This window comes from Micromonospora antibiotica (assembly GCF_017599305.1).
Taxonomy (GTDB): domain Bacteria; phylum Actinomycetota; class Actinomycetes; order Mycobacteriales; family Micromonosporaceae; genus Micromonospora; species Micromonospora antibiotica.
Genome location: NZ_JAGFWR010000012.1, coordinates 136,882 through 162,871, shown reverse-complemented (window position 1 = coordinate 162,871; position 25,990 = coordinate 136,882). Strand labels below are relative to the sequence as shown.

The window sequence follows — 25,990 nt, the reverse complement described above, 5'->3', positions numbered from 1 at the left end:
GGCAGACGATGGACAAGCCGGTGACGCACCCGAGGGAGAAGACCGTGCCCGCGTTCCCCCTGCACCCCGAGTGCCCCGACCTGCGCCGCCTCGCCGACGACCCGACCGAGGCGCTGCTGCGCGCCGAGGCCGACCTGGTCGCCGCCGAGAACGCCGCCGAGGCCGACCGCTACCGTCGGCTGGAGGACCTGGAGGAGGCCCAGCAGGACGGGCGCGGGGTGACCCGGCGGACGTTCGTCGCCGGGGCCGCCGCCACCGCCACCACGCTGGCCACCGCCCAGTTCGTCACCACCTCCGCGTCGTTCGCGGCGACGAGGACCGGCACCCTGATCCACGTCTTCCTCTACGGCGGGCTGGACGGGCTGAGCCTGGTCGCCCCCGCCGACGACCCGGTGCTCGCCAAGGCCCGCCCCGACCTGCTGCTCGGCGGGGACTCGCTGGCCCTGGGCCGAGGGTTCAAGCTGACCAGCGCGTTCGCCCCGCTGGAGAAGTGGCTGAAGGCCGGTCAGCTCGGGTTCGTCCCGGCGGTCTCCGACGAGCGGTTGTCGCGCAGCCACTTCCAGGCCGCCGACGCCTGCAACCTGGGCGGTCTGCCCAGCGAGACCGGCGGCCGGGGCTGGCTGGACAGCCTCGTCGACGCCCTCGGCAAGGGCACCGCGTTCCGCAGCGTCGGCATCGGCAGCACGCTGCCCCGTTCACTGGTCGGCACGAACGGCGCGTTGTCGCTCAACAGCGTCGGCTCGCTGCGGCTCAACGGCGACGACCGCTACCGGGCGGCCACCGAGAAGGCGATCCGGGGCCTGTTCACCGGGATCAACCACCCCGTCGAGGAGGCGGTGATCGAGGGGATGGGCGCGTTGGCGACCGCCCAGCAGCTCGCCGCGAAGCCGTACCAGCCGGCGGAGGGCGTGACCTACCAGGGCGTCGGGTACGCCTTCCAGCAGCTCGCCCAGCTGATCAAGGGCGGGTCGAACGTCCGGGTCGCCACGGTCGGGATGGGCGGCTACGACACCCACGAGAACCAGGGCACCCGCCCCGGCGGTCAGCTGCACCGTCGGCTCGGCGAACTGGCCGGCGCGATGGCGGCGTTCTTCACCGACCTGGGCGACCGGGCCGCCGACGTCACGATCATGGTGTCCAGCGAGTTCGGCCGACGGGTCGCCTCCAACGGCGGCGGCACCGACCACGGCCACGGCGGGGTGGTCACCATCCTGTCCGGGCGTCGGCTCGCCGGCTCGCTGCTCGGCAGGTGGGACGGATTGAGCGATCTGGACTCGGGAGACGTACCTGAGTACAACAACATGTTCGACGTCTACGGTGCGGTGGCGCAGGGCCGGTTCGGGCTGACCACCGCCCAGGTCGACAAGATCTTCCCGAGGAAGAAGTACACCCCGATGAAGCTCTACGCGTGACCTATCAGGACATGCACGCCGCCGGCCGTCGCACCGGGGACCCGTCCCGGTCCGGCGGCCGGTCGGCTGCGTCCGTACGCCCGCCGCCCACCCTGCCACGACGGGGGTCGGCCGGTCGGCGGGTGGTGTCCGGGCTGTTCTGGGTGGGCCTGGTGGCCGCGGTGCTGCCGTGGTGGCTCGACACCCCGGCCGGTTCGCTGGCCGGCACCGCCGACGTGCTCACCGCCGCCGGTCGGGTCACCGGCCTGGTCGCCGGCTACCTGCTGCTGGTGCAGGTGCTGATGATGAGCCGGCTCGGGGTGCTGGAACGCGGGGTCGGCGGCGAGCGGCTGTCCCGGGTGCACCGGGACCTGGGCGCGACGCTGCTGGTGGCGGTGCTGGCCCACCTGTCGCTGCTGGTGGTCGGCTACGCGCGCACCCAGGGCAACCCGGTCACCGCCCAGGTGGGGGTGCTGCTGCGTGACTTCGACGACATGGTGTCCGCGTTCGTCGCGGCCGGCATCCTGGTGCTGGTCGGCTGCACCGGCATCCGGGCGGTCCGCCGGGCGGTGCCCTACGAACTCTGGTACCACCTGCACCTGACCAGCTACCTGGCGCTGCTGCTCGGTTTCGGCCACCAGTTCAGCAACGGTGCGCAGCTCTTCCCACCCGGCCCGGTACGCACCGGCTGGATCGCCGGCTACCTGCTGGTCGCCGCCGCCCTGGTGTGGGGCCGGCTGGTCGCGCCGCTGCTGCTCAACCTGCGGCACCGGCTGCGGGTCGCCGACGTGGTGGCGGAGAGCCCCGACACGGTGTCGCTCTATCTGACCGGGCGTCGGCTCCAGCAGCTCGACCTGCTCGGCGGGCAGTACCTGCGCTGGCGGTTCCTGACCCGGGGCTGCTGGTGGCAGTCACACCCGTTCTCGCTCTCCGCCGCCGCGAACGGCCGCTGGCTGCGGCTGACCGTCAAGGTGGTCGGCGGGCACACCGCCGACCTGCGCGACCTCGACCCCGGCACCCGGGTCTGGGTGGAGGGCCCGTCCGGCACGTTCACCGCCGCGCACCGGACCCGGGACCGGGCCCTGCTGATCGCCGGTGGCAGCGGCATCGGACCGCTGCGGGCGATGCTGGAGGAGTTGCCACCCGGCGCGGCCCTGATCTACCGGGCCCGCACCCCGGCCGACGTGCTGCTGCACCACGAGCTGGACTGGTTGGCCCAGGCCCGGCAGACGTCGGTCTGGTATGTCATCGGCTCCCGGGACGACCCCGGCCCCCGCCAGGTGATGAGCCCGGACGGGCTGCGCCGGCTGGTGCCCGACCTGATCCGCCGCGACGTGTACCTGTGCGGGCCGGAGGGGCTGGTCGAGTCGTCGATGCGGGTGCTCCGCCAGGCCGGTGTGCCCCGCCGGCAGATCCACCTCGCCCCGTTCGAGCTGTAGGAAGGCACCTGACATGCGTCGCGCGCTGTTCGCGATCACCGGGCTGGCCGCCGGCACCACCGCCCTGGTGGTGCTCAAGGGTGCACCGGACGCCCGCCAGGTCGCCCAGGACCTGCCGGCCGGTGCGCCGGGCGGCACCACCGCGGCCACCCCCGGCGCGGCTCCGGAGCGGGCCGCCGCGAAACCCCGACCGACCGGCCGCCCCGGCACCACCGCGGCCCGCACCCCGGGGGCGGGCCGGACCGGCACCGGAGCCGGCCCACGCAGCACCCCGGCCGCCCCGAGGACCAGCGCCGCCGCGCCGAAGTCGACCACCCGCAAGGTCACCGGGCCGGTGGTCGTCACGGAGTTCGGCAACGTGCAGGTGCAGATCACCGTCACCGGCACGAAGATCGTCAACGCGGTGGCCCTGGAACTGCCCCAGGGCGGCCAGTCCGACCTGCGCAGCAACCGGGTCGACGACACCTACAGCGGCACCTCCGGCACCGTGGTACGCCAGCAGGACGCCAACCTGGACACCGTCTCCCAGGCGACCGCCACCAGCAACGGTTACCGGCAGTCGTTGCAGGCCGCCCTCGACCAGGTGCGCTGATGACCGCGCCGGTGACCCGGCCCGGCCTGCGCCGGGTCGAGCAGGTGATGGGTACGGCGATCAGCCTGGACCTCGCCGACGACCTGCCCGCCGCCACCCTGCGCGAGTTGGCCGACGACACGTTCCACTGGCTGCGCGAGGTCGACGCCCGGTTCACCACCTACGCCGAGGACAGCGAGGTGCGCCGCGTCGACCGGGGGGAGTTGCCGCTGTCCGGGGCGTCGGCGGACCTGCGGGCGGTGCTGGCCCGCTGCGCCGACCTGTGGGGCGACACCGACGGCTTCTTCGACGCGTACGCCACCGGCCGGCTGGACCCCTCCGGTTACGTGAAGGGCTGGGCGGCGCAGGTCGCCTCGGACCGGCTGGTGGCCGCCGGGGCGGTCGACCACTGCCTCAACGCCGGCGGTGACATCCGGGTACGCGGGCACTCGTCGTCCGGACAGCCGTGGCGGATCGGCGTCCGGCACCCCTGGGACGCGTACGCCACCTGCCTGGTGCTCACCGGCACCGATCTGGCGGTCGCCACCTCGGGCGTCTACGAGCGGGGCCACCACGTCGTCGATCCCCGGCGGGGCGGCCCGGCCCGGGGGCTGCGCTCGGTCACCGTGGTCGGCCCGGACCTGGGCGTCGCCGACGCGTACGCCACGGCGGCGGTGGCGATGGGCGTGGCCGGGATCGGCTGGCTCGACCGGCTGCCCGGCCACCTGCACGCGGTGGTCACCGACGACGGTCGGCTCCTGCGCTCCACCGCCCTGCCGCTGGCCGACTGACCGCCCGTGCCGAGTGTCACCAGGTCGGTGGACGACGCGCGCCGACGCACAGGCCGGCGGCCCGCAGCCCGGGGTGCTCCGGGCCGTGTGGGGGGCGGGTTTTCACCGGGCCGTGTGGGGTGCGGGTTTTCACCCGGCCGGGCGCGGTGCGGGCGTTCACCCGAGCGTGCCCGGTGTGGGCGTTCACCGGGCCGTGCGGTGGGTGCCGGCCGGGCGGGAGCCGGTCGGCCGGGGGCGGCCGGGTCGGGAACCGGCGGGCCGGGTGTCCGACCAGTGTCGGGGCCGTCGCCGGTGGGGTGGTTCGGTGCCGCCGGTGTGCCGCATCTCGTCGTCCCTGGCCATGTCCTACCCCCGCTCCGGTGGCGCGTGCGCGCCGTCGTGGTGTGCAACGAGTCCGGCGTCGGCGGGGACGTTGGCGGGAACCCGACCCCGCCGACGCCCGTCCCGCCGCGCCCCGGCGGTCAGTGGCCGCGGCGGGGCAGCGGGAGCTGGCCGGGCAGCAGCTCCGGGGTCAGCGTCACCCCGTCGGCCCGCAACGCCCCGATCAGGGTGTTCTGCAACAGGTACGAGTCGGGCAGCTGCCAGCGGGCCTGCTCGGGGGCGACCGCCCAGCGCACCGGGCCCTCGGGCAGCCTGGTGGGGGGCGCGGGGATCCACGAGCCGGTGCCGTGCCGGACCACGTGGAAGCAGTGTTCCAGCTCGGGGCGCAGCGGGTCACCCGGGCGGACCAGGAACATCCACCGGCCGGTCGGGGTCACCACCACCGGGCCCCGGGCCCCGGGGCCGGCGGGGTGGCCGGGCACGGCGTCGAGCAGCCGGCGGCCCAGGTGCGCCGACACCTCCAGCACGTCGAACGCCCGACCGGTGGGCAGCAGCACCCCGTGCGGGCGGCTGCGCCACCAGGTGGCCACCCGGGCCGGGTCGGTGCTCGCCCCCCGCTCCCAGTTCTCCAGCGCGGGGTGGCAGCCGACGGTGGGACAGCCGGCCCGGCCGCACACGAAGCGGCTGCGCGCCAGACAGGCGCCGGGGGTCACCTCCCAGCCGTGCACCGCGTACCGCACGGCGATCCGGCGCAGCCGGACCCGTTCGATCGGCGACAGCTGGGCGACCCGTGGCCCGACGTTCCCCCACATGTCCCGTGCTCTCCTCTGGCCTCGACCGGTCACCCGCCACCCCTCACGTCGAGCGCCGTCACTGTCGTGATCCGGGATCGTTGACCTGACGAACGGCTCATGCAACTTGCACGAAGGTACGAAAAGCAGGTGTACGAACGACGTACACCCTGTGCGACCAGCGAATACCTGGGACGGACGGATCGGAGGCGCCCAGTGCGGGTCGTCCGGAGCCCGGTCGGACGACCCACGAGGGGGAGGAACGGGAGAAGATGGACGAGCTTCCGATAGGGCGGCGGGTGGCCTACTGGCGCGGGCGGCGCAAAATGTCCCAGCAGGTCTTCGCCGACCGACTCGGCAAGTCCAAGAGCTGGGTCGACAAGGTCGAGCGCGGGGTCCGCCGGCTGGACAAGTTCTCCGTGCTCTACGAGATCGCCGTGATCCTCCGGATCGACGTGCAGCTGCTGCTCGGCAAGGACCCGGAACGGCGCAGCGACGCGTTCAGCTGCATCGACCAGGTCGAGGTGCAGGAGATCCGGGCCGCCCTGGAGCAGTACGCCTCGATGACCGTCTACTTCGACGCCGTGGCGTACCCGCCGCCGCTGTCCGACATGCGCAAGGCCGTCACGCACGCCTGGCTCACCTACCAGTACGGCCGCTACGGGATGCTCACCCGGGCGCTGCCGAAGCTGCTGCGGGAGGCCCAGGCGGCCGACGCCGGCTACGGCGGGGAGCAGGGCAAGGAAGCCGCCCACCTGCTCGGGCAGGTCTACCAGATCGCCTCCTCGGTGCTGCGCAAGCTGGGCGAGTGCGAGCTGGCCTGGTTGGCCGCCGACCGGTCGATGGCGGTCGCCCAGCGGGCCGACGACCAGTTGCTGGCCGGTGTCGCCACCGCCCGGGTCTGCAACGCGCTGGTGGCGATGGGCCGGGCCCGGCCCGCCCTGGAGCTGAACGTCAGCATCGCCAACCGGCTCGCCCCCGGCGGCATGAACGACAGCGCGCCGGACCGGCTCTCCGTCTACGGCATGCTGCTGTTGCAGGGCGCGATGGCGGCGGCCCGGTTCGGCGACTCGGACACGGTCGAGGACCTGCTGCACGGGGCCCACGAGGCGGCCCTGATGCTCGGCGGCGACCAGAACCACTACTGGACCTCGTTCGGCCCGACCAACCTGGAGCTGCACCGGGCCGCCGCCGCCGTGGAGCTGGGCGACGGCGGGCGGGCCGTGGAGATCCACCAGCGCATCCCCGAGCCGAGCTTCAACGGGCTGCTGCCCGAACGCCGGGCCCACCACCTGCTCGACATCGCCCGGGGCTACGCCCAGCTCGGTGACGTCGCCAAGGCGGGGGAGATGCTGCTGCGCGGCGACCGGCTCGCCCCGTCCGAGATCCGCTGCCGACCCATCGCCCACGAAGTGATGTCCGACGTGCTGCGTCGCACACGGGGTGCGTTGCCCGCGCCGATAGCGGAGTTGGCTGAGCAGATGGGAGTCGGAGTATGAACACGGCGGCGGCCGGATGAGCGGCAGCCCCCACCAGAGCAGTGAGCACCGCGGAGTGCTCTACGTCATCGCCTGCGGTTCGCCGCTGGCCCGTCACCTCGATCGACTCGTCGGCCTCGCCCAGGACGACGGCTGGGAGGTCTGCGTCGTCACCACCCCCGACGGGGCCAAGTTCGTGGACCGGGCCGAGCTGGCCCGGCAGACCGGGCACCCGGTGCGTACCCATTACAAGAATCCGGGCGACCCGGATCTGCTGCCCCCGGCGGACGCGATGGTCGTCTGCCCGGCGACCGTCAACACGGTCAACAAGTGGGCGGCCGGGATCACCGACACCCTGGCGCTGGGCCTGCTGGTCGAGGGGCAGGGCCGGGGGGTGCCGGTGGTGGTGGTGCCGTTCACCAACGCGGCGATGGCCGCGCACCCGGCGTTCCGGGCCGGTCTGCAACGGCTGGGCGAGTGGGGTGCCACGGTGCTCTTCGGCGACCACGTCTACCCGCTGCACCCGCCCGGTACGGGAGAACGGCACCTGCACACCTTCCCGTGGGAGGCGGCGGTGGCGGCCCTGCCCGACCGGTCCCGGGCCGCCTCGGCCGCCTGACCCGCCGGACGGGCGTGGGCGTGGCCGCCAGTGCGCGCCGGTAAGCTGACCGGCCGTGAGCACAACCGCGTCCCCGCCGTCCGTCGCCGATGTCGTCGCCGCGCTGGACCGCCGTTACCCGCCGGCCTGGGCCGAGGAGTGGGACCGGGTCGGTCTGGTGCTCGGTGAGCCCACCGACCCGGTCCGCCGGGTCTACGGCACGGTGGACGTCGTTCCCGAGACCGTCGCCGAGGCCCTCGCCGTCGGGGCCGATCTGATCGTCGCGCACCATCCGTTGCTGCTGCGTGGTGTGTCCTCGGTCGCCCCGACCACCTGGAAGGGGCGGATCGTGCACGATTTGATCCGCGCCGGGGTGGCCCTCTACGTGGCGCACACCAACGCCGACATCGCCGCGCCGGGCGTCTCCGACGCGCTGGCCGCCCGGTTCGGGCTGACCGGCCTGCGTCCCCTCGCGCCGTCCGCCCCCGGTGCCCCGTCCGCCGGTGGTGGTCGGGGCATCGGCCGCATCGGCGAGCTGCCCGCCCCGCTGACGCTGGCCGAGCTGACCCGGCACGCCGCCGCCGTCCTACCCGCCACGGTCTGGGGGGTTCGCGCCGGAGGCGATCCCGGGCGTATCGTGCGTACCCTCGCGGTCAGCGGTGGCTCGGGCGAAGGTTTCCTGGCTGCCGCGTCCGCCGCCGGGGTGGACGCGTTCCTCAGCTCCGACCTGCGGCACCACCCCTCCGGTGAGCACCTCGCCGCCGGTGGGCCCGCCCTGTTGGAGGCCGCGCACTGGGCGACCGAACGACCCTGGCTGGACGACGTGGCCGCCCACCTGCGGGCCGACTTCGGCGTCGAGACCGTGGTGTCCGATCTGGACACCGACCCGTGGACCGTGCACGCCGCCGCACCCGCGATGGACGACAAGGAGCCCCGACCGTGAAGGCTGAACCCCAGGTCCAGCGCCGCCTGCTCGATCTCCAGGCGATCGACACCACCCTCGCCCAGCTCGCCCACCGCCGCCGGTCGCTGCCCGAACGGGCCGAGCTGGAGGGCCTGGCCCGGGAGCTGTCCGCGCTGGAGGACGAGCGGGTCCGCGCCCAGGTCGCCGTCGACGACCTGGACCGCGACATCGCCCGGTTGGAGAAGGACATCGACCAGGTCCGGGCCCGCAAGAGCAAGGACGAGGCCCGGTTGGCCAGCGGCAGCGGGCCGGCCCGCGAGCTGGAGGCGCTCCAGCACGAGCTGGTCTCCCTCAACCGCCGCCAGGGTGACCTGGAGGACGCCGAGTTGGAGCTGATGGAGCAGCGGGAGACGGCGCAGGCCACCCTCGACGGGATCGAGTCCCGGCTCGCCGAGACCCGGGACCGGCGGGCCGCCGCCGAGCAGCGCCGCGACGAGAGCCTCGCCGCCATCGCCAAGGAGGAGGAGTTCAAGCAGGGCGCGCGTAAGCCGCTCGCCGCGGACCTCCCCGCCGACCTGGTCACCCTCTACGACAAGATCCGCGCGGACACCGGCCTCGGTGCGGCGCTGCTCACCGCGGGCCGTTGCGGTGGCTGCCGGCTTGAGCTGTCCGGCGCGGACCTGGCCCGGATCCGCAGTTCGGACCCGGACGAGGTGGTCCGCTGCGAGGACTGCCGGCGGATCATGGTGCGTACCAACGAGTCGGGGCTGTAGCCCGGTGGCGGTACGCGCGGTCGTCATCGAGGCCGACGGCGGGTCGCGGGGCAACCCCGGGCCGGCCGGTTTCGGTGCCGTGGTCCGGGACCCGGCCTCCGGGGAGGTGCTGGCCGAACGCGCCGAGGCGATCGGGACGGCCACCAACAACGTCGCCGAGTACCGGGGGCTGATCGCCGGGCTGGAGGCCGCCGCCGAGCTGGGCGCGGTCGAGGTCGACGCCCGGATGGACTCCAAGCTGGTCGTCGAGCAGATGTGCGGCCGGTGGCAGATCAAGCACCCCGGGCTGCGTCCGCTCGCCGCGCGGGCCGCCGCCCTGGTGGACCGCTTCGACAGCGTCCGGTTCAGTTGGATCCCCCGGGAACGCAACCGGCACGCCGACGCCCTGGCGAACGCGGCGATGGACGCCGCCGCCGGCAAACCGTCCCGCGCGGCGGCCGTACCGGCCGGCGGCGGGGCGTCCCGGTCTCCCGGTGACGAGCCGTCCCGGTCGGTGGCGGGCGTCGACTCGCCGGGCCGGGCGCAGGCCCGCGAGGTGGCCGCCCGTGCCGCCACCCGCAGCGCCGGGACCGACCCGGCGACCGCCAAGGCTTCCTGGGAGCCGAGGCCGAGCTTCACCGCCACCCGGCTGATCCTGGTCCGGCACGGGGAGACCGAGTGGACCGTGCAGCACCGCTACGCCGGCCGCGCCGACGTGCCGCTGTCCGAGTCCGGCCAGGCCCAGGCGCGGGCCACCGCCACCCGGGTGGCCGCGCTGGCCCCGTCCGTCGCGGCCGTGCTCAGCTCCCCGCTGTCCCGGTGTACGGCCACCGCCGAGGCGATCGCCGGGGCGCTCGGCGGTCTGCCGGTCCGTCGGCAGGACGACTGGGTCGAGTGCGACTTCGGCGACTGGGACGGCCACACCTTCGCCGAGGTACGCGACCGGTGGCCGGGCGAACTGGACGCCTGGCTCGCCTCCACCCGGGTCGCCCCGCCGGGCGGTGAGTCGTTCACCGAGGTCGGGCAGCGGGTCGACCGGGCGATGGTGGCGCTGCGGGAGGCGTACCCCGGGGAGACCGTAGTGGTCGTCTCGCACGTCTCGCCGATCAAGCTGGCGTTGCGCGACGCCCTCGCGGCCGGCGACGCCATCCTGCACCGGCTCTACCTGGACGCGGCCGGCATCTCGGTGCTCGACATGTGGCCCGACGGGGGCGTCGCGGTCCGCTCCGTCAACGACACCGCCCACCTCCCGACCCGCTGATCACGGATAGTCCGCCGGCCGGCCCGGGACGTCCCGGGCCGGTTCGTCGTTTCCCGGTTCATCGTGGGTCGCCGCATCGTTCGTCGCGGGTCGATGTGTCTGCCCGTGCGTCGCACCGTTCGGCGCAGCCGGGCGGCCGTTGAGCGCATCGTCGCGCGCCGATTGAACGTGATCGGGTTCACCGGGTCGTAGCGTCCGGCCGTTACTGGCCGGCACGACTACCGGAGGTGGGTCAGATGACCGCTGCCGAACCGGAGACGCCGCGTGCGGCGTCGTCCAGGGCGAAGGACCACAGCCCCTGGAACTGGTTGCTCTTCATCCCGATCGTGGTACCGCTGATCCCGATGTTCTTCAATGCGGACTCGCCCCGGTTGTTCGGCTTTCCGCGCTTCTACTGGCTGCAACTGGTCTGGATCCTGCTCGGCGTGGCCACCACCACGCTGGTCTACCAGATGACCAAGAAGCGGGGAACCCGCTGATGTGGCGTGATCATCTGACCGAGATCATTGTCTTCTCGGTGCTGTTCCTGCTGGTCAGCGGCATGGGTTTCGTGGCGGCCCGGTGGCGGGCGCCGAAGGACATGGCCCACCTCGACGAGTGGGGGCTGGGCGGGCGCAGCTTCGGCGGCTGGATCACCTGGTTCCTGGTCGGCGGTGACCTCTACACGGCGTACACCTTCGTGGCGGTGCCGGCGCTGATGTTCGGGGCGGGCGCGGCCGGGTTCTTCGCCGTGCCGTACACGATCGTCATCTACCCGCTGGTGTTCCTGGTGCTCTGCCGGCTCTGGTCGGTGTCGCACCGGCACGGCTTCGTCACGCCGGCCGACTTCGTCCGCCGCCGGTTCGACTCGCCGGTGCTGGCGCTGCTGATCGCGATCACCGGCATCGTCGCGACCATGCCGTACATCGCGTTGCAGTTGGTGGGCATCGAGGCGGTGCTCAAGACGATGGGGGTCACCGGGGACAGCGCGGTGGCGCGGCACCTGCCGATCATCATCGCCTTCGCGATCCTGGCCGCCTACACCTACCAGTCGGGGCTGCGTGCTCCGGCGCTGATCGCGTTCGTCAAGGACACCCTGATCTACATCGTCATCCTGGTGGCGGTGATCTACCTGCCGTACAAGCTGGGGGGTTGGGGTTCGATCTTCGACGCGGCGGACGCGAAGTTCGCCGCCTCACCCAATCCGAACGACGGCATCCTGCTCAACGCCAACAACCAGCTCCAGTACGTCACCCTGGCGTTCGGTTCGGCGTTGGCGCTGTTCCTCTACCCGCACAGCATCACCGGCGTGCTGGCCAGCCGGAACCGGGACGTGATCAAGCGGAACATGTCGGCGTTGCCGGCGTACAGCCTGCTGCTCGGCCTGATCGCGCTGCTCGGTTTCATGGCCATCGCGGCCGGGGTGAAGCCGCTGCCCGGGGCGAAGGAGGGCACCGTCGACAGCAACACGGTGGTGCCGGTGCTGTTCGACCAGCAGTTCCCGGACTGGTTCGCCGGCGTGGCGTACGCGGCGATCGGCATCGGCGCGCTGGTGCCGGCGGCGATCATGTCGATCGCGGCGGCGAACCTGTTCACCCGCAACATCTACAAGGAGTACCTGAAGCGGGACGCCAGCCCGGCCCAGGAGGCGAACGTCTCGAAGATCGCCTCGCTGGTGGTCAAGGTCGGCGCGGTGGCCTGCATCGTCTTTCTCGACCCGCAGTTCTCCATCGACCTCCAGCTCATCGGCGGCGTGATCATCCTGCAGACGCTGCCGGCGGTGGCGCTGGGCCTCTACACCCGCTGGTTCCACCGGGGCGCGTTGATCGCCGGCTGGGCGGCCGGCATGGGGCTGGGCATGTGGATGCTCTACCAGATCCCCAACCCGGCGTCGAAGCGCGCGCACTTCGGCGGGTCGGCGTTCCCGCTGTCCGACTTCGGCTTCGACACCAAGAAGACGATCTATGTCGGCATCGTGGCCGTGCTGGTGAACCTGGTGGTGGCGGCGCTGGTCACGCTGGCGTTGCGGGCGGCGAAGGTGGCCGAGGGCACCGACGGCACCACCCCCGACGACTACTTCGCCGACGAGGGCGACCCCCGCGTCACCCCCGACCCCGCCCGCCCCGCCGACCCGGCCCGCGAACCAATCGCCTAACCCCCGCCTCCCTTCCCCGCCCCCTCCCCCCTCCCGCCCCCCGTCTGACCCCGTTGATCAAGAGCTTTACGTCAACATCCGACCAAGAACTGACGCAAACCTCTTGATCACGCGACTGACCCGGTCACCGTGCCCGGGGTCGGCCGGCTGGGGCTGGTGATCAAGAGGTTTGCGTCAAGTTCGATCTTCAAGTTGACGCAAACCTCTTGATCAACCCGGTCGGGCGGGGGTGGGAGGGGGTGGGGGAGAGGTGGGGAGGGGGTGGGTTAGGGGCGGCGGGTGCGGGTGTCCAGGGCCTGGTTGAGGCGGGTCAGGAGGGTGGCCAGGGTGTCGCGGTCGGTGGGGGTCCAGTCGGCCAGGATGTCGCCGTAGAGCCGGGTCCGGGCGGCCCGGACGGCGGCCATCCGGTGCAGGCCGGCGGGGGTGGGGGAGATCACCGTGCCCCGGCCGTCGACCGGGTCGGGGGCGCGGGCGATCAGGCCGTCGCGTTGCAGCGCCGACACCTGGCGGGTGACCGTGGAGCCGTCGAGGTTGAGCCGGGCGGCCAGCGCCGAGACGTTCTGCGGGCCGGTGGCGTCCAGGTGGCGCAGGATCACGTACGCCGCCCGGTCGAGGACCCGGTGCTCGGCGCTGCCGGTGGCCCGGCGGGTGGCCTCGCCCAGCCGCATCAACAGGGCGACCTCGGTCTCGATCCGGCCGAGGGTGGCCTCGTCCGACTCCGTTCGCTTCGCCTGGTCGTCGCTCATAGCTGTATGATACAACAGAATTAACTGTATGATACAGCTATCTGTGGCTTCGGCCCGACAGGAGGCGGAGTGGACCGGCGAACCGAGCCCCACCGCAGTGCCATCTACGCCACCACGCTGGTGGCCTTCCTCGCCATCGCCGGCATCGCCGTGGTGGACCCCATCCTGCCCGCCATCGGCACCGCGATCGGGGTCACCGCCTGGCAGGTCGAGCTGCTCTTCACGGCGTACATCGCGGTGATGGCGGTCGGGATGATCCCGGCGACCCTGGCCAGCGGACGCTTCGGCTTCAAACCGGTGCTCGTCACCGGCGTCTCGGTGGTCGGGCTGGCCGCCATCGCCGCCTCGTTCAGCAACGACATCGTGCAACTGTCGGTGCTGCGCGGCGTCTGGGGGCTGGGCAACGCGATGTTCTTCGCCACCGCCATGGTGGTCCTGGTCAACCTCGCCAACGACCGGGAATGGGTGGTCGGCCTCTTCGAGACCGCACTCGGCCTCGGCTTCGCCGTCGGCCCGCTGATCGGCGGCCTACTCGGCGAGATCAGCTGGCGACTGCCGTTCTTCGTCTGCGGCATGTTCATGGTGTTCGCCCTGCTGGTCGCCGCCCGCAAGCTCCGCGAGCCGACCAACCGGCAGCCGCCCGTACGACTGGGGCAGATCTTCGCCACCTACCGCCGGCCGGCGTTCCTCATCCTCTGCGTGGTCACCGCCGCCTACAACTTCGTCTTCTTCGTGGTGCTCGGCTACACGCCGCTCTTCCTCGGCCTCGACGTCATCCCCCTCGGCCTCGCCTTCACCGGCTGGGGCCTCGGCCTGGCCGCCGGCATCCTGCTCATCGGCCACCGGCTCGCCCACCGGATCGGCGCGGTGCAGACCGTCGGGGTGGCCCTCGTGGGCCTGCTGGCCTGCATGGTCCTCTTCGCCACCTCGGCCGGCACCGCCGAGTCGCTGGTGGTGCTCGTCGTCGCCGGCCTGTGCATGGGCCTGGCCAACGCCAACCTCACCGACCTGGCCCTCGGCCTCGGCTCCGCCGACCGCCGGGTCGCCACCGGCGCGTTCAACCTGGTCCGCTGGGGTGCCGCAGCACCCGCCCCGATCCTGGCCGGCAAGCTCGCCGAGCACAGCCTGACGCTGCCGTTCTGGGTCGGCTTCGGCGTGCTCGCCGTCGGCCTGCTCGTCTACCTGGCCTTCGCCCACCTGATGGCCGCCGGCTACGGCGAACGACTGCGCTGGTCCCGCTGGAACCGGGCCGCCCGGCAGGCCGAGCACGAACCCGTCGGGGAGGCCTACTGAACGGCCCCGGGGCTGCTCAGCCCAGCGCCCGCCAGAGCAGGTAGAGACCGATCGCCGTACCGAAGCAGACGATCAGCGTCCGGAGCACCACCGGTGGCAGGCGGCGGGTCACCCGCGCCCCCACGTATCCGCCGAGCATCGTGGCCGGCGCGACCACCGCGACCGCCGCCCAGTTGACCGGCCCGAACAGGGCGAACACCACGAGCGTGGTCAACCCCACCACGGCCGACAGCAGGTTCTTCACCGCCGACACCCGGGCCAGCGTCGCATCGAGCACCAGGGCCAGGCCGGCCACCAGCATCACCCCGAGCGCCGCGCCGAAATAGCCGCCGTACACCGTGCCGACCGCGACCATCGCCTGCACCGTGAGGGTACGACGGCGCGGGCCCAACTCGCCCGGATGACCGACCAGCCGGCGCAGCGGCCCCTGGAACGCCAACACCGCCGTGGCCCCGAGCACCAGGAACGGCACCACCAGGTCGAACGCCCGCGCCGGGGTGGCCAGCAGGAGCAGACAGCCGACCCCCGTGCCGAGCACCGCCGTCGGCAGCAACGGCCACAGCGTCCGCCGGTGCGGCAGATCCATCCGGCTGCCCGCCACACTCGCCGCGTAACCGGGGAAGACCGACACCGAGTTGCTGACGTTCGCCGCCACCGGCGGAATGCCCACCGCGATCATCGCCGGAAAGGTGATCAGGGAACCACCACCGGCCGCCGCGTTCACCGTGCCCGCGGCGAGACCGGCGATGATCAGCAGTACGGCATCCGAGAGGTCCATGGGGCCCAGAGGCTAGTACGCCCTGATCAGAGCCCCTTCACCGGATCAACCGCGTACCATTTTCGCCTCCGGCGCGGTGCCGGCCGGGGTGGGGTGGAATCGGCGCGGACCGCTGCGTCGTTAGGATGGGGACGCGACGGACGAGTCGACCGGGCGGTCGCGTCGGCGGGCTGCGGCCCGCCGCCGAGGAACGTCCGGACTCCACAGGGCAGGGTGGTTGTTAACGGCAACCCGGGGCGACCCGCGGGACAGTGCCACAGAAAACAGACCGCCGACCCCACTCGGGGACGGTAAGGGTGAAACGGTGGGGTAAGAGCCCACCAGCATCCCGGGTGACCGGGGTGGCTAGGTAAACCCCACCCGGAGCAAGGCCAAGCAAGGGCCGTCACCGCAAGCTGACGACCCGGCGCAGACGCTTGAGGGCTGCCCGCCCGATGTCTGCGGGTAGGCCGCAGGAGCCTGCCGGCGACGGTAGGCCGAGATGGATGGCCGCCGCCGGTGCGGGCCCCGCAAGGGGTACGCGCCGCGCACAGAATCCGGCGTACAGGTCGACTCGTCCGTCGCCCACCAGCTCAGCGCCGTGATCATGGTTCTGGGTGGGCCTTCTTGCGACCCTGTAGGCGGCGGTGCCGGTGGGGTCTGCCCCAGGCGGACGGGATCAACTCGACGCGGAGATGTCCCTTGTGGTGACCGCACCCGATCGCTGGGCCTAAGGGTGCCGGTGGTGCGGCAAGCCTGAACCGCATTCGGCCCGGTTCAGGCTTGCCACACCATTACGTCCCGACGGGATCGTGGGCTTTGTTCACCCGAAAAGAGATTCCGAGGGGTCGGTCGGTCAGCTCTGTGCTTCCAGCCAGCGGTAGCTCAGGATGACACCCACGGCGGGGCACTCCCGACGGGAAACGCGGGTCGAAGACGTTCCCGTGTTCTTCCAGTCCCCGTAGTAGTCCTGACCGTTCGAGCAGTGGATGCCGACCCGGTGCGTACCGGTGCCCGACGTGCACTTGGTCGCGCCGCCGATACCCACGCCGTCCTCGTAGATGGTCCAGACGTCGCAGTTGCTCGGGAACGCGTGCGCTGGTGTCGCTGCCACCAGCCCGGCCGCACCCACCATGACGACCACCGCGGCCCGTCCGAGTTGACGGCGAATGCCGGCAGTCATGTAGTTTTTCATTTACTATTCTCCTCGCCTGCGGTAAAGAACTCGGCGGAGGCCGAGATTCCACATTGAGGATCCCCGTGTATCGTCGTACGACTGCCTGTCACCCTAGCAATCGGCTCGGCTGATGGAAAGCCTTTGTTCTCGTACGATTCCTGTCGGGTTTCGTGGGGGTGTTACTGGCGCTGGAAGACAACGCACAATGGCATTGACGGACAACGCCGGCTATTGACTGCACGACTTTGTATACGGTCCTGCCGGCCGTGCCGCGAGGGTGGGCGGGTCAGCTGTGGTCGCGGCAGCCGAGCTGGTCGCCGATCTCCTCCGGGATGCCGTACGGGCTGCACTCCAGCCCACTGCCCTCGCCGATCTTCTGCCACCTGCCCGCCGAGTGCGCGAACACCAGCAGCCCGTCGCCCTGTTGCCCCGGGTCGACGGCGATCACCCCGGCGGTCGCCCACTGCCGTGCGCAGTTGATGTGGTCGGGGTCGATCCGGTGCGTTTTGACATCCAACCCCGCCACCTTCTGGAGGGTGGCGGCGCTGACCGGACAGGCCGCCCTGGTGGCCGTCGGTGCGGCGGACACCGCGCCGCGCGTCGGCGACGCCCTGTCGGGGGACGGGGTGACGTCGGTGGCTCCCGTGGTGCCGGCCGCGGACGGGGTTGTGCCGACTGCGGGCGGAGTGGTGCCGGAGCCCGTCACCGGGTCGGGTGGGCTGGGGTCGCAGGCGGCCAGGGCTACCAGTACGGCGACGGGTGCCAGAACACGCAGGTTCTTCAGGGCCATTGTTCCTCCAGTCCGGATGTTCGCGGTGCTCTGCCGGATACACCCGTGGCGGGCGGGACAGGTTGCGGCCGGGCCGGAATCCGGTCGGCTCTGCTCGTCGTCCGGACTGGAGGAACGACAGTGGCGTCGGCGTCGGCACCGGTGAAGGTGTCGACGCCGACGCCCGGACGCTCAGGTCAGGCCGTGCATGCGTGCGGCCCGGTGGCCGCGAGGTCGGTCAACGCGCACACCTTCACCAGCGGGTAGTGCGGCCCCATGACGGCCGCAGCGGTCTCCGCCGTGCTGTCCACCGGCACGTTCTGGGTGGCGTGCGGGAAATTGGCGACCGGCATCAGGTTGCGCAGCAGGACCATGTGCGGGGCCGCCGGATAGGAGACGGAGAACGGCAGGAAGGTGGCGTCGTCCACCGCCTCGATCGCCGTCCGCTGCTGCTCCCGGCCGAGCACGTAGGTGTAGTAGCCGTGCCGGTCGAGGCGGGTGTCGTCGTCGTAGCGGCAGCCGAGGCTCGCCGGTGCGTCGGTGAACCGGTTGATCACGACGGGCTTGACCTGGCCACCGAGGTTGGTGCACATCGAGAAGTAGCGCAGGTCGGTGTGCCGGCGCGGCCAGACGCCCGGGTGGTTGCCGGAGACCGTCCGCGGTGCCCGGCCTCGGATCACCACCACCTGATCGGCCGTCGGCGGGGTGACCCAGGTGCCGAGATACGCGTTGTCCGGGTTCGGCGCGAGGTTCTCCACCTCGGATGTCCGGGTGAAGAGCTTCTGCCCGGTCTCCTCCGGATGCCCCGGCCCGCCGGGTCCGCCGGGTCCGCCGGGTCCGCCGGGTCCGCCGGGTCCGCCGGGTCCACCGGGTCCGCCGGGCCCACCGGGTCCGCCGGGCCCACCGGGCCCGCCAGGTCCACCAGGCCCGCCGGGCCCATGAGGACCACCAGGCCCGCCAGGCCCTCCGGGATGACCAGGCCCCCCGGGATGACCGGGTCCGCCGGGCCCGGGCCCTCCGGGGTGACCGGGTCCGCCGGGGCCGGGTCCGCCGGGATGACCGGGTCCGCCCGGTCCACCTCCGGGAGGTCCCGGCGGGCCACCGGGCCCGCCGGCGCCGGACGGTCCTGCCTCCCGGGCGCTCGCCGTCGCGGGAGTGCTGGGGCCACCACCTCCCGACGGGCAGGGCGGCAGGGTCTGCGCCACCCCGTCGAGGGTGAGGGTCATGGTGGGCAGTACGACCGTCGCGTCCCCGCCGGCCGGCAGGTAGACCCGGAAGATCACCGATGCCTTCGCGCCGGGCAGGGCGTCCTCCCGGGCCAGGGGCAGGCGGTTGGTCTGCCCGAACGCCACGTCGGGGGTGATGGTGAGGGTGAACCGGCCGCCCGGCGCGGCGGCGGTCTGCCACGGATTCTGGCTGCCCGCGTCCGGGGTGATCAGGTAATCGGGCATGCTGGAGCTGACACCATTGCGCGTAAAGTAGGTGGGCTTGTCGTCATAGACGTTGAAAGACGCGTATCTGGCGTCGGGGAAAACCCCCGAGATGGTGATTTCCAGGCCTGGCGTGACCGGATAGACGGTCGACCAGTAGGTTGCTGCGGTGTCCGGCCAGTAGGCGTTCAGGCTCGTCGCCCCGTACTTCGACGACCAGGCGCAGGTCGGCATGGTGACGGCGGCGGCGGCACGTTCCGCCTCGGCAGGGGTGCCGACCAGGGGAATGGTCAGCGCGATCAGTCCGGACAGTAAGAGGAATGGCCGACGCGTGGCCCGCGTCGGTGGCGTGAGCACCGAGAGTGGCATCCGTCGACTTGATCAGACACTTGTGTCGACGTAGTTACTTTCGCGGTCAATTATCGTTGCTGATTTGCGCGTCCCGGCCCATCGGCGATAATTATTTCCCGGCAGTGTTGGCTATTTCGGAAAAGCCAGATCCGGGATATCTGGTCGGGTGGTGAGGTGGAGTGTGGACAGTGGCCGGGATTCGCCCGGTAAAGAATGTCTGCGCCCGGGTGGGCCGGGCCTGCCGGTCGGGCTCGGGGCCGGCCGCCGGGGGTGCGGCGTGCTCCGCCGCGACCCCCGCCGTCCCGGTTCAGGCGTCCGTCGGTACGCGGGTCAGCAGCGCCGCGAGGCGGACGGCCACTCCCGGGGCGTGCAGGTGCAGCCGGGCCACGTTGACCGCGTCCGTGCCGACCACGGCGAGCAGGGCCTGCTCGCTGACGGCGTAGACGCTCAGGTAGCCGTTCTGGTTGCGTACCGTGGACTGTTGGAAGTCTCCCTGGTCGAGCCGCATGCCGACCTGCCGGCCGAGGCCGAAGGTGGTCGCGGCGAGCGCGGCCAGGTCGTTGGGGTCCACCTCGGTCTGCAGGTTGTGCGTGATGAGCAGGCCGTCGACGCCGCCCAGCACGCAGCCGTGCACCCCCGGGATCTGGTGCCGCAGCTCCGCCAGCTCGCGACTGATCGCCGGGTACGGCAACGAGCGGTCCCCGGCCAGCGACGGGGGGAGCGGCCGGGCGGCCGGTAGTTTGCCGGCGCGCGCGGAGCGGCGGGGCAGGACGGTCTCGGTCTTGTCGGCGCTCACAGTTCCAGGCTCTCCTCGATCGTGCGCAGCTGGTGTCGGGCCATGGCCAGGTTGGCCCGGCTCTTGCTCACCATCAGATAGAGGAACAGGCCCTTGCCGGTGCGGCCGGTCAACGGCCGGATCAGGTGGTACTGGCTGCCGAGCGTGATGAGGATGTCCTCGATCTCGTCCTCGATCTTGAGCATCTCCAGGGTGCGCATCTTGGCGCGGACGACGTCGGTGTTGCCGGCGGCGGCGACGGTCAGATCGATCTCGCCGGTGCCGCCGGCCACGCCGAGGGTCATCCCGCTGCTGTAGTCGACGAGCGCCACGCCGATCGCTCCATCGATACTCATCGCATTCTTCAGGGCGACGTCCAGGCTAGCCACGGTGGTGTTCTCCCGGTTCGACAGGGCGGCGCCGTTGACATCGTCGTCCTCGTCCCGCCCGGTTGACGGGCGGTGGCAGCGCCGCAAGAGGTCTGACGAGGCTCGCACACAACCCGGTCCGGCCGCACTCGGGGCTGCCGCATCGGGGCTGTCCGGCCGACCCGGGCCGGCCGGCGGTCCCGTCGAGGGGACCGGGTGAGGGATGGTCCGTCTCGGGGGTGAGCTGATACCAGGTACCAGGTCCGGATGGTAGGGCCGGAAGTCCCCGAACCGTCGGCCACCGCGCGCCACGGCCCGGCGGCTGTCCCGACCGTGGACACCCGGACGACGGCTCAGCCGGTCCAGGCGACGGTCCGGGCCGTCCGGTCGAAGCGCCGGCTCAACTCCGCGTCGAGACGCTCCATCCGGCTGTCGTCCAGCGTCACCGTCGGCTCCTGCGGGGTGCGGGCGGTGGGCATCCGGTGGCGCAGCCCAGCCGGCGGGTGCGAGGCGAACAGCGACGCCGCGTCGCGGACCGACAGTTGGCGGACCAGCGGCATGCGCGCGACCGCCGCCGTCCGGGCCGACGCCACCCCCGACCGCCACACCGCCGGCCCGCCGCCGGTCCGGGCCGCCTGCCGCACCACCCGGGCCACCGAATCCCCGCTGAGCAGGACGTCGAGCAGGTCGCGTACACCGTCGGTGCCCGCCACCCGGGCGGCCAACTCGTCGGCCAGGTACTCGGCCCGCTGGCTGTCCCGCAACGCCGTCCAGACCAGCAGCAGGTGGATGCCGAAGAGCAGCCGGGACAGCACCCACGAGATCGCCCGGCCCGCCGCCTCGCCGACCATCTCCAGCAACCCGTCGGCGCGGCGGCCGGGGGACGGCCGGAACAGGTCGGCGGCATCGCCGAGCATCGTCAGCGCGGGCTGGGTGACCAGCAGCCGGCGTACGTCGCCGTTGACGAAGTGCGCCAGTCCGGTCCGGCCGACTCCAACGGGCGGCCGACGAGGTCGGCGTACTGCCGACGGTTCAGCCGGGCGGCGATCCGGTGGGTCCGTCGGTCGCCCCGTCCCCAGCCGAACTCGGGTGTCCGACGCCCCGGGTCGTAGGTGTCCAGGTTCCACTCGCAGTCCGCGCACCAGGGCGTCGCCCCCGTATCGACACCGTCGCCGACGCGCAGTGCGGACACGTCCCCATCATGATCACGCTGTTCGATTCTGCCGGGGGTCGTCGAAGTCGTACCACCGGCTTTTCGGCTCGGCCGGTCCCGCCCACCGCCGATCACGCGGGGTGGCGTCGCCGTCGGTGGGCCCGCCCCGGCCGCTGCCGAACACGGCCCGACGTGGGTGCCGCCAGGCCGCATGCGACGGCCTCCGCGCAGGTCAGGACCAATTTCGTGGTTTCGCCTCCGGCGTCGCCGAGCACGTCTACTGTGGATGTGGTCGCGACCAATTGCGGCGATCCGGTGGCGGTCGGGCTGCGCCCGGTGCACAGTGATCTCATGAACGACAGCGGAAGTGGTGGGCACTACTACTGGTGCACCCGACACCACCGGGTCGAGACCGATGCCGACGTGTGCCCTGCCAAGCACGTTCTCGGACCGTATCCCTCGGCTGCCGACGCGGAGAACGCCCTGCAGAAGGTGCAGGAGCGCAACGAGGCGTGGGAAGCCGAAGACGCCCGCTGGGCCGGGGAGGGCAACTGAACGGCGCGGGACGGCCCGCGTCGAGGACTCCGTGCCTCCGTGAGGAGGCACGCGGGAGCATGTCCCCAAGGAGGGAACCGAGATGGCCGAAGCAACAAAGGCCACCACCCGCCCGGCCGCGACGAAGACCGCCGCGGCGGAGCGGACCGCAGGCGCGACCCGGAGCACTGCGGCCCGCCGCTCCACCACCACCATGACCGCGGCCCGCAGGGCGTCGGCCGGCCGGGCGACGGCGAACGCGGCGGGTGCCGGCGCGGGTCGGACCCCGTCCACCGGCACCGCCAGGACGACGGCGACCGGCCCGGCGAAGAAGACCCCGGCCACCCGCAGCGCCGCCAGCAAGGCTCCCGCGTCGAAGTCGACCGCGAAGAAGGCCCCGGCCTCCCGCAGTGCCGCGGCTAAGTCGACCGCGAGGACGGCCCCGGCGAAGAAGGCTCCGGCGAGGAAAGCCGCCGACACGACCACCGCCGCCGCCCGGAAGACCGCCGGGGCGGCGAAGAAGACCACGGCCGCCGCCCGGACCACGGCGGCGAAGAAGACCACCGCGGCGAAACGGACGACCGCGGCAGCGGCGAAGAAGACCACCGCGACCGCCCGGACCATGGCCCGGAAGACCGCGCCCGCGAAGAAGGCGACCGCCAAGCGGACCACGGCCGCGAAGACCGCGCCCGCGAAGAAGACGACCGCCAAGCGGACCACGGCCGCGAAGACGACGGCTGCGAAGGCCATGCCCGCGAAGAAGACAGCCGCGAAGAAGGCCGCGCCCGCGAAGAGCACGGCCGCCAGGAAGGCGACGCCGGCGACGGCGGCGAAGAGGACCACGGCGGCGAGAAAGACCACGGTGGCGACGAAGACCGCTGCGGCGACGAAGACCACGCCCGCGAAGAAGGCCGCCGCGGCCAGGAAGGCGCCGGCCCGCAAGTCGACCGCCAAGACGGCACCCGCGTCGAAGTCCACCGCGAAGAAGGCCCCGGCCCGCAAGGCGGGCGCGACGGCCACCCGCGCGACGGCGGCGAAGAAGGCGACCGCCACGAAGACGCCCGCCAAGAAGGTCACCGCCCGCAAGGCCCCCGGGCGTACGGCGGCGGCGCGGCCGACCGCCCCGGCCGGCGCCCGCTCCCGAGCCCGGAAGACCACCGGCTGACCGTACGGGGACGCCTCGCCCGCCTGCCGGAGAGCGGATCGCCCGGCACGCTGCCAGGATTGACCCGTGGTCATCCGACGTGTGCTCGCGCCCCGCATCGACTTCGGCGCGCTGCGCCGCGAGCTGGGACTGCCCGACAGCTTCCCGCCCGCTGCGCAGCGCGAGGCGGACGGGGCGGCCGACGCCCCGCCGCCCGCCGCGGCCGACCGTACCGACATCCCGTTCGTCACGGTCGACCCGGCCGCCTCCCGCGACCTGGACCAGGCGATGCACCTCAGCGCCCGACCCGGCGGCTACCGGGTGCGGTACGCGATCGCCGACGTCGCCACCCACGTACGCCCGGGCGGGGCGCTGGAGGAGGAGACCTGGCGGCGCGGGCAGACCGTCTACCTGCCCGACGGCAACGTGCCGTTGCACCCGCACACCCTCAGCGAGGGGGCGGCCAGCCTGCTGCCCGACGCCGACCGGGCAGCGGTGCTGTGGACCATCGACCTCGACGCCGACGGGGCCATAGTCGCCGTCGCGCTGGAACGCGCCCTGGTCCGCAGCCGCGCTAAACTGGACTATTCGGGCGTCCAGGTGGCTGCCGACGCCGGTCGGCTGCCCGATCCGATCGCCCTGCTGCCCGAGATCGGTGCCCTGCTCACCGCCCGTGGCCTGCGCCGGGGCGCGATCAACCTGCCCCTGCCCGAGCAGGACGTCGAGCCCGACGGGGACGGGTGGCGGCTGGTGCTGCGCGGCCCCGGCCCGATGGAGGACCACAACGCCCAGATCTCCCTGCTCACCGGGATGGCGGCGGCGGACATCATGCTCGCCGGCCGGATCGGGTTGCTGCGTACCATGCCGGCACCGAAACCGGAGGCGGTGGCCCGGCTGCGCGCGGCGGCGGCCCCGCTGGGCGTGCACTGGCCGGACGGGGTACGGGTGGGCGAGGTGCTGGCCGGGTTGGACGCCTCGCAGCCCCGGGCCGCCGCCTTCGTCGACCAGGCGGCGGAGCTGATGCGCGGTGCGGCGTACACGGCGTTCGACGGCGAACTGCCCGAGCAGCCGGAGCACGGCGGGGTGGCCGCCGCGTACGCCCATGTCACCGCCCCGCTGCGTCGACTGGCCGACCGGTACGCCACGGAGGTCTGCCTGGCCCTGCACGAGGGCCGTGAGGTGCCGGAGTGGGCCCGTACGGCGCTGCCCCGGCTGCCGGAGGTGATGGCCTCGACCGACCGGACGGCGGGCACCGCCACCCGGGGTGCGATCGAGTTGGCCGAGGCGGTGCTGCTGGAGCACCGGGTGGGGGAGACGTTCTCGGCGGCGGTGCTGGACGTGGACCCACCGCCGAACAGTCAGTCGAAGCCCGGTCGGGTGCCCGGCGGGACGGTGGCGTTGGACGATCCGCCGGTACGGGCCCGCTGCACCGGTGAGCTGCCACTGGGGGAGCGGGTCACCGTACGTCTGGTCACCGCCGACCCGGTCGGCCGCAAGGTCCTCTTCGCGCGGGCCTGAACCCGGCCCCGGCGGGTCCCGCCCTGCCCGACCGCCCCGGCGGGGCGGGCAGCGTCACAGCGCCTTGTGCCGCTGACCGTGCGGGCGGTTTGCGAGGATGACGCCATGGCATACGACGCGAGCACCCTTCCCGACGTGTCCGGGCTGACCGTCGGCATCATCGGTGGCACCGGCGACCAGGGGCGGGGGCTGGCCTACCGGTTCGCCCGCGCCGGCCAGCAGGTGCTGATCGGGTCCCGCTCCGCCGACCGGGCGGCCGAGGCGGCGGCGGAGATCGCCGTGCTGCCCCGGCTGCCCGCCGGGGTCGACGTGACCGGCGCGGACAACGACGAGGTGGCCCGCCGCAGCGACGTGGTGGTGATCGCGGTGCCGTGGGACGGGCACGCGGCCACCGTCGGTGCGCTGGCCGGGCCACTGGCCGGCAAGATCGTCGTGGACTGCGTCAACCCGCTCGGCTTCGACAGGCAGGGCCCGTACGCGCTGCCGGTCGCCGAGGGCAGCGCGGTGCAGCAGGCGGCGGCCCTGCTGCCCGACTCCCGGGTCTGCGCGGCATTCAACCATGTCAGCGCGCCGTTGCTGGCCGACCCGGAGATCGACCGGATCGACCTCGACGTGCTGATCTGCACCGAGGAGCGGGAACTGGTCGACATCGTCGGCGCGTTGGCCGCCCGGATCCCCGGGATGCGCGGCATCTACGCCGGCCGTCTGCGCAACGCCCACCAGATCGAGGCGTTCACCGCCAACCTGATCGCCATCAACAAGCGGTACAAGGCGCACGCCGGCATCCGGGTCACCGACCTCTGACGGTGGGAAGGTGGGAGCAGATCACCCGGCTGCCCCGACTCGGTTGCTGACCGTGCGGATGCGGGAGCGGGCCACCCGGCTGTGCCGACGTGGGCTGCCGTCGCGGTCACGGGTGACCTCCGGAACCCCGGCCGGCCCCCGGTGCGGGTGGTCGGACGGTGGGTCGGACCGCCCGGGTGACCCGCTCCCTCTCGTCACCGTCAGAAGTTGATGTCGACGCCGGCCTTCTTGCAGGCGGCGTTCGCCATGGCGCTGGTCTTCTGGAACTCGGGGCCGTCGGCGGCGGCGTCCATGTCCGGGGCGGTGGCCACCCTGCCGGCGGCGACGCCGAACGCCGCCAACGCGGTGGCCGCCTCGCTGCCGGGGGTGCCGGCCGTGGCCTTCGCCAGGCCCGACGCCAGCTCGTTGTAGGCCTTCTTGATGGCCGGGTTCGGGTCACCACCCGCCATCGCGGCCTTCACGACGTCGACCTTCGTCGTCTCGGCGATCTTCTTGGCCGCCGTGCAGAGCTTCTTGTCGGCTGCCGGGTCGGCGGCCGCGGTCGGGGCGTCGGTGGTCGGCGCGGTCGTGACGGAGGGGGAGGCGGCCGGCGCGGCCGCGCCGGTGGCGGAGGACGACGGCGCGGCCGTCGTCGACGGCTTCGCCTCGCTGCACGCCGCGAGTGCCAGCACGGAGAGACAGGTCAGGGCGACAGTCGAGAAGCGAGCATGATTCACGAGCGGAACCCTAGCGGAGCCCGG

Annotated in this window: 25 protein-coding genes and 1 other RNA gene; 15 read left to right on the top strand and 11 right to left on the bottom strand. The window is 72.7% G+C overall.

Annotation, left to right across the window (positions count from 1 at the left end):
* The first annotated feature begins 44 nt into the window (after window positions 1-44).
* Genes JQN83_RS20765 through JQN83_RS20750 form a run of 4 tightly spaced genes read left to right on the top strand, consistent with a single transcriptional unit; the run spans window position 45 to window position 4,192 of the window.
* On the top strand, window positions 45-1,412 hold the full coding sequence (locus JQN83_RS20765) for a DUF1501 domain-containing protein (RefSeq protein WP_307799492.1): 1,368 nt from the start codon (window positions 45-47) through the stop codon (window positions 1,410-1,412).
* Window positions 1,409-2,830 carry a ferredoxin reductase family protein gene (locus JQN83_RS20760; protein ID WP_208568797.1) on the top strand — a complete coding sequence of 474 codons (1,422 nt, stop codon included), beginning with the start codon at window positions 1,409-1,411 and terminating at the stop codon, window positions 2,828-2,830. The genes JQN83_RS20765 and JQN83_RS20760 overlap by 4 nt, the downstream gene beginning before the upstream one ends.
* 13 nt (window positions 2,831-2,843) lie before the next feature.
* Window positions 2,844-3,422, top strand: coding sequence for an FMN-binding protein (locus tag JQN83_RS20755; RefSeq protein WP_208568796.1), 579 nt, complete (start codon window positions 2,844-2,846; stop codon window positions 3,420-3,422).
* 47 nt (window positions 3,423-3,469) lie between these two features.
* Window positions 3,470-4,192, top strand: coding sequence for an FAD:protein FMN transferase (locus JQN83_RS20750; protein ID WP_208568818.1), 723 nt, complete (start codon window positions 3,470-3,472; stop codon window positions 4,190-4,192).
* A gap of 461 nt (window positions 4,193-4,653) precedes the next feature.
* Here JQN83_RS20750 and JQN83_RS20745 read toward each other — a convergent pair whose 3' ends face one another.
* A complete protein-coding gene (locus tag JQN83_RS20745; RefSeq protein ID WP_208568795.1) occupies window positions 4,654-5,325 on the bottom strand; it encodes a bifunctional DNA primase/polymerase in 672 nt (223 codons plus the stop codon).
* A 251-nt stretch (window positions 5,326-5,576) separates the two neighbouring features.
* On the opposite strand from JQN83_RS20745, the gene JQN83_RS20740 reads away from it, so the two are divergent.
* The 7 genes from JQN83_RS20740 to mctP all read left to right on the top strand — a co-directional run bounded on the left by JQN83_RS20740 (window position 5,577) and on the right by mctP (window position 12,431).
* Window positions 5,577-6,803, top strand: a complete 1,227-nt coding sequence (locus tag JQN83_RS20740) for a helix-turn-helix domain-containing protein (protein WP_208568794.1) — start codon at window positions 5,577-5,579, stop codon at window positions 6,801-6,803.
* Window positions 6,804-6,819: 16 nt separating this feature from the next.
* Complete coding sequence (locus tag JQN83_RS20735) at window positions 6,820-7,401, top strand: flavoprotein (protein WP_208568793.1); 582 nt, start codon at window positions 6,820-6,822, stop codon at window positions 7,399-7,401.
* A 55-nt stretch (window positions 7,402-7,456) separates the two neighbouring features.
* Window positions 7,457-8,323, top strand: a complete 867-nt coding sequence (locus tag JQN83_RS20730) for a Nif3-like dinuclear metal center hexameric protein (RefSeq protein ID WP_208568792.1) — start codon at window positions 7,457-7,459, stop codon at window positions 8,321-8,323.
* The gene (locus tag JQN83_RS20725) at window positions 8,320-9,057 is read left to right on the top strand and encodes a zinc ribbon domain-containing protein (RefSeq protein ID WP_208568791.1); all 738 of its coding nucleotides are present in this window, start codon (window positions 8,320-8,322) and stop codon (window positions 9,055-9,057) included. Before JQN83_RS20730 ends, JQN83_RS20725 begins: the two co-directional genes overlap by 4 nt.
* Before the next feature lie 4 nt (window positions 9,058-9,061).
* The gene (locus tag JQN83_RS20720) at window positions 9,062-10,297 is read left to right on the top strand and encodes a bifunctional RNase H/acid phosphatase (RefSeq protein WP_208568790.1); all 1,236 of its coding nucleotides are present in this window, start codon (window positions 9,062-9,064) and stop codon (window positions 10,295-10,297) included.
* A 236-nt stretch (window positions 10,298-10,533) separates the two neighbouring features.
* Complete coding sequence (locus tag JQN83_RS20715) at window positions 10,534-10,776, top strand: DUF3311 domain-containing protein (protein ID WP_208568789.1); 243 nt, start codon at window positions 10,534-10,536, stop codon at window positions 10,774-10,776.
* A complete protein-coding gene (gene mctP, locus JQN83_RS20710) occupies window positions 10,776-12,431 on the top strand; it encodes a monocarboxylate uptake permease MctP (protein ID WP_208568788.1) in 1,656 nt (551 codons plus the stop codon). The genes JQN83_RS20715 and mctP overlap by 1 nt, the downstream gene beginning before the upstream one ends.
* A gap of 266 nt (window positions 12,432-12,697) precedes the next feature.
* Here the strand turns inward: mctP and JQN83_RS20705 are convergent, their stop codons facing one another.
* Window positions 12,698-13,177: a MarR family winged helix-turn-helix transcriptional regulator gene (locus JQN83_RS20705; protein ID WP_208568787.1), complete on the bottom strand. Its 480-nt coding sequence runs from the start codon at window positions 13,175-13,177 to the stop codon at window positions 12,698-12,700.
* 69 nt (window positions 13,178-13,246) lie between these two features.
* Between JQN83_RS20705 and JQN83_RS20700 the strand changes: the two genes are divergently transcribed.
* Window positions 13,247-14,470, top strand: a complete 1,224-nt coding sequence (locus JQN83_RS20700; RefSeq protein ID WP_208568786.1) for an MFS transporter — start codon at window positions 13,247-13,249, stop codon at window positions 14,468-14,470.
* Between the two features lie 16 nt (window positions 14,471-14,486).
* Here the strand turns inward: JQN83_RS20700 and JQN83_RS20695 are convergent, their stop codons facing one another.
* Window positions 14,487-15,248 carry a sulfite exporter TauE/SafE family protein gene (locus tag JQN83_RS20695; RefSeq protein WP_208568785.1) on the bottom strand — a complete coding sequence of 254 codons (762 nt, stop codon included), beginning with the start codon at window positions 15,246-15,248 and terminating at the stop codon, window positions 14,487-14,489.
* A 141-nt stretch (window positions 15,249-15,389) separates the two neighbouring features.
* On the opposite strand from JQN83_RS20695, the gene rnpB reads away from it, so the two are divergent.
* Window positions 15,390-15,808: RNase P RNA component class A (gene rnpB, locus JQN83_RS20690), an RNA gene on the top strand.
* A gap of 275 nt (window positions 15,809-16,083) precedes the next feature.
* Here rnpB and JQN83_RS20685 read toward each other — a convergent pair.
* The 7 genes from JQN83_RS20685 to JQN83_RS33220 form a co-directional block, all read right to left on the bottom strand.
* Window positions 16,084-16,422: a hypothetical protein gene (locus tag JQN83_RS20685; protein ID WP_208568784.1), complete on the bottom strand. Its 339-nt coding sequence runs from the start codon at window positions 16,420-16,422 to the stop codon at window positions 16,084-16,086.
* A gap of 268 nt (window positions 16,423-16,690) precedes the next feature.
* A complete protein-coding gene (locus tag JQN83_RS20680; protein ID WP_208568783.1) occupies window positions 16,691-17,194 on the bottom strand; it encodes a hypothetical protein in 504 nt (167 codons plus the stop codon).
* A 176-nt stretch (window positions 17,195-17,370) separates the two neighbouring features.
* Window positions 17,371-17,931, bottom strand: coding sequence for a hypothetical protein (locus JQN83_RS20675; RefSeq protein WP_208568782.1), 561 nt, complete (start codon window positions 17,929-17,931; stop codon window positions 17,371-17,373).
* Window positions 17,932-19,261: 1,330 nt separating this feature from the next.
* Window positions 19,262-19,750 carry a roadblock/LC7 domain-containing protein gene (locus JQN83_RS20665; protein ID WP_208568781.1) on the bottom strand — a complete coding sequence of 163 codons (489 nt, stop codon included), beginning with the start codon at window positions 19,748-19,750 and terminating at the stop codon, window positions 19,262-19,264.
* The gene (locus JQN83_RS20660; protein WP_067306011.1) at window positions 19,747-20,118 is read right to left on the bottom strand and encodes a hypothetical protein; all 372 of its coding nucleotides are present in this window, start codon (window positions 20,116-20,118) and stop codon (window positions 19,747-19,749) included. Before JQN83_RS20660 ends, JQN83_RS20665 begins: the two co-directional genes overlap by 4 nt.
* A 332-nt stretch (window positions 20,119-20,450) precedes the next feature.
* Window positions 20,451-21,014, bottom strand: coding sequence for a hypothetical protein (locus JQN83_RS20655; protein WP_244252852.1), 564 nt, complete (start codon window positions 21,012-21,014; stop codon window positions 20,451-20,453).
* Between the two features lie 2 nt (window positions 21,015-21,016).
* Window positions 21,017-22,942, bottom strand: a complete 1,926-nt coding sequence (locus tag JQN83_RS33220) for a hypothetical protein (RefSeq protein ID WP_244252851.1) — start codon at window positions 22,940-22,942, stop codon at window positions 21,017-21,019.
* A 73-nt stretch (window positions 22,943-23,015) separates the two neighbouring features.
* Between JQN83_RS33220 and JQN83_RS20640 the strand changes: the two genes are divergently transcribed.
* Window positions 23,016-24,446 carry an RNB domain-containing ribonuclease gene (locus tag JQN83_RS20640; RefSeq protein WP_208568779.1) on the top strand — a complete coding sequence of 477 codons (1,431 nt, stop codon included), beginning with the start codon at window positions 23,016-23,018 and terminating at the stop codon, window positions 24,444-24,446.
* 105 nt (window positions 24,447-24,551) lie between these two features.
* The gene (gene npdG / locus JQN83_RS20635; RefSeq protein ID WP_208568778.1) at window positions 24,552-25,250 is read left to right on the top strand and encodes an NADPH-dependent F420 reductase; all 699 of its coding nucleotides are present in this window, start codon (window positions 24,552-24,554) and stop codon (window positions 25,248-25,250) included.
* 200 nt (window positions 25,251-25,450) lie between these two features.
* Here the strand turns inward: npdG and JQN83_RS20630 are convergent, their stop codons facing one another.
* Window positions 25,451-25,966 carry a hypothetical protein gene (locus JQN83_RS20630; protein ID WP_208568777.1) on the bottom strand — a complete coding sequence of 172 codons (516 nt, stop codon included), beginning with the start codon at window positions 25,964-25,966 and terminating at the stop codon, window positions 25,451-25,453.
* Window positions 25,967-25,990 lie beyond the last annotated feature (24 nt).